General features: G+C 55.1%; 4 protein-coding genes. All 4 read right to left on the reverse strand.

Going from position 1 to position 3,220, the window contains the following annotated elements; all coding sequences use genetic code 11:
• Positions 1-167: 167 nt before the first annotated feature.
• A complete protein-coding gene (locus KDK14_RS02330) occupies positions 168-311 on the reverse strand; it encodes a hypothetical protein (RefSeq protein WP_257263410.1) in 144 nt (47 codons plus the stop codon).
• Positions 312-321: 10 nt separating this feature from the next.
• A complete protein-coding gene (locus tag KDK14_RS02335; protein WP_257263411.1) occupies positions 322-888 on the reverse strand; it encodes a hypothetical protein in 567 nt (188 codons plus the stop codon).
• Positions 888-2,264, reverse strand: coding sequence for a DNA modification methylase (locus KDK14_RS02340; protein ID WP_257263412.1), 1,377 nt, complete (start codon positions 2,262-2,264; stop codon positions 888-890). The genes KDK14_RS02335 and KDK14_RS02340 overlap by 1 nt, the downstream gene beginning before the upstream one ends.
• Positions 2,265-2,269: 5 nt before the next feature.
• On the reverse strand, positions 2,270-3,220 hold a 951-nt coding region (locus tag KDK14_RS02345), incomplete at its 5' end, for a site-specific DNA-methyltransferase (protein WP_257263413.1).

Below are 3,220 nucleotides of genomic sequence, written 5' to 3' on the forward strand. Positions count from 1 at the left end.
GTATTCCTTACCAGCTTGGTGGGCTGGTTTGGCTGGGTTCACAGAATAGTTACGGAGTTCCAGTGCTTTTCTCTGTAACTCCTTGGCTTTGATGGTTTTTTTGTCCATTTTTGCCCCCATGGCGTTTCCTGCCTTATGCGTTTCCTAACGGGCGACCGTTTTTGGCCTTATCGCCGGTTTAATCGGCGGGCTATTTTCTGCGCTTTTCGCTTCTTCTTTCGCATGGATTTTGGCGCACGTTTTTTGGTCGGGTGCTTCCAATCATCAGCGGTTTCTTTCTGGAGGAGGGTGTTGTAGGTAAACGGGTTCATGCTCATGTCCTTATGCGAAAAAATCCAAAACGTCATAACCAAATACAGGAACACTGTTGCTTGGTATCTGCTTAAATCGCCGGTCATCCTGCTCGAGCACCATCTTCTCCCTGTGATAGTACATGCGGCCATACTGCCAGCCCTTGTCGGTTAATCCATAGCGCCACCGTTGGCTATCGATGCCGGGCTCCTCTATTTTCCGCACGATGCCCTGCTGCATCAGTACCGCTTTTACCTCTCGCTCCTTCTTGCCGGTAGTTTTGGCCAGCTCCCGAAAGGACATAAAATTCCCCAGGTTATAGATGCCCTTGGGATGACGGTGCTGTCGTCGCTGTTTCGGCTTGGTGGGTGTTGGCTCGGCTTGTTGGCTGAATAGAGCGCTGATATCAATGCCGGTCAGCTGCTCTGTGGCCTTGGCCACCTGGGGATCTATATGCCCACCGTCGGCTATGGTCGCCTTTAACTCTTTCATGGCGGTATAGACAGCACTGGCGTTCTGCAGCTGCTCGATGATCTGCCGGGGTTCGCTGGAGGTATCCAGTTCCATCTGCGGGTTTTCCGTCCGTGTTTTACTCATCAGTTTCCCTCTGCTCGTTGGTCAATAATGGCTTGCAGACTTTGACCCGTCTGCTGGTGGGTTATTTCTACTTCTGGAAATTTGCGCCTGAATCGCTCCAGAGCCACGTCGCAATACTCCGGAGCCAGTTCCATAGCATGCATCCGTCGTCCACTGTTCTGGGCGGCAATCAGGCTGGTGCCGGAACCGTTGAAGGGCTCATAGCAGCTTTCGCCTTCGTGGGTGTAGGCTTCCATCAGGTGCTGTGGCAGTGTGACCGGGAAGACGGCCGGGTGGTCTATGCCGTCACCAATGCTGCCTTTCTGTCTCATAAGGTGGATAACGCTGTCGGGTATTTTGTAGTCCTGAATGGGCTGCCCTGAATGTGCCCAGCTGGCTACCTCGCCATCTTTGCTGCGAATACCTCCGGCATCGTTCTGGTGGCTGACCTCTCCGGCTCCCTCGCAGGGCACGATCTTGTTGGGATTGCGCTTCTCTTTGTTGAAGTGAAAAATCAATTCAAATGCCGGAGCCAGTCGGCCTGCCCAATCGCCTGGCATACCGGGGCCCTGATCCCATACATAAAGACCAAACCGTCGCCAGCCGTCTATCCGCATGAATTCCAGCCAGCCGTCCCAGTAAGGCTGCCACTCGTTTTTGTGGTGTATCAATCCGAGGTTTACTAACACCTGGCCGTTTTTGTGCATGGCGCTGCCGAGGGTGCTTGCTCCAAATACGCCGGTCATCAATTTGTCCCAGTCGGTAATGCCGTCAGTGGTGTAGTCCCGTTGGTTGCCATAGGGCGGGCTGGTGAAACAGAGGCGAGCCTTGCGGCCGTCCATCAATTGCTTAACGTGGTCGGGGTTGGTGCTGTCGCCGCACATGAGCCGGTGGTCGCCGATCTGCCAAACGTCGCCCTTTTTGCTAACGGCGGGCGCTCCCTGGATAGCGTCTTCCTGCTCTGGCTCGCCGGTGGGGTCCTGGTCTTCAGGCGCTGTGGGTGGCTCTAAATCGTCCAACATGGCCAGCAGGGCGTCGTTGTCGGTCTCTACCTGCCCTAATAGCTGCTGCAGGGTGTCGGCGTCGGTCTCTGCCAGGGCGCTGATGGGGTCAAGGGTAGCGAGAGCGAGCTTTTCTTCTGCTTCGCTTAAATCCACGTAGATAACGGGCACCTCCTTGGCCTTGTGCTTTCTGGCCAGCTCCACTCTCAGGTGTCCGTCAATGAGTCGCCCGGTGCGCTGGTTGACGATGACTTGCTGAATCCATCCAAGGTCGTCTAAAACACCCTCCATTGCTGCTTGCTGCGAGGGTGGGTGTCTGCGCCAGTTGTCCGGATTCATCATCAACTTTTCCGGGCTTTCAATACCGCTGCCGGTGATGCGTTGCTTCCATGCCATGCTGGTTATCCTTTGAATGCTTTGCCGTTCTGGTGTTTTGCCTGTTGTCCGGTGAACTCCTGCCACCGCCGGATAATCACGTCGCAGTAGGCCGGGTCAATTTCCATCAGCCTGGCTTGCCTTCTCAACTTCTCGCAGGCGATGAGGGTGCTGCCGGAGCCGCCGCATAAATCCAGCACCGTGTTCTGTCGTGCGCTGCTGTTGCGGATCATGTGAACAATCAGGTTGACCGGCTTCATGGTGGGGTGTTCATCGGATCGGGTCGGTTTATCTTCCCGAATGATGGTGGTGTTCAGCTGGTTGCGTAGCTGACGGCAGTAGTTGACCAAGGACGACTTATCCATGTTTCGGTAGTCGGGTTCGTCGTCCAGTACGGTGACCTTGTTGAACTCACCGAACCACTGGTGACTCGCTCCTGGCTTCCAGCCATACAAGATCGGTTCATGCTGGTATTTGTAATCGCTGCGGCCGAGAGCAAAGTGGTGCTTGACCCAAATCAGGCACTGCTTCTGCAAAAAACCGGCCTCCACCAGTGCGCTTCTGAAATTGATGGTTTCGGTGTCAGCATGGGCGACGTAAATGGGGCCCCCTGCTTTTGTCCACTGACTGGCGCTGCTGAACAGGTCAACAAGGAAGTTTCTAAACTGGTTGTCACCCATCTTGTCGTTCTGGATCTTGTCCCGTACTTTCCGACAGCCGTCGTAATCCACGTTATAGGGCGGGTCGGTCCATACCATGTCCACCTGCTGGGATTGAACCAGCTGCTCTACCTGCTGCGGGTCGGTACTGTCGCCGCACATCAATCGGTGCGCTCCAAGTATCCAAACATCACCGGGCTTGCTGTAAGTCTTTTCTTGGGGATCCGGACAGGCATCGTCATCGATCAAGCCGTCTTCGGCTTCGTCCAGCAACTCTCCGGAGGCGAGGCTTTCCAATAGGCCGTTCAGGTCATCGCT

This window comes from Endozoicomonas sp. ONNA2, from assembly GCF_024606365.1.
Classification (GTDB): domain Bacteria; phylum Pseudomonadota; class Gammaproteobacteria; order Pseudomonadales; family Endozoicomonadaceae; genus Endozoicomonas.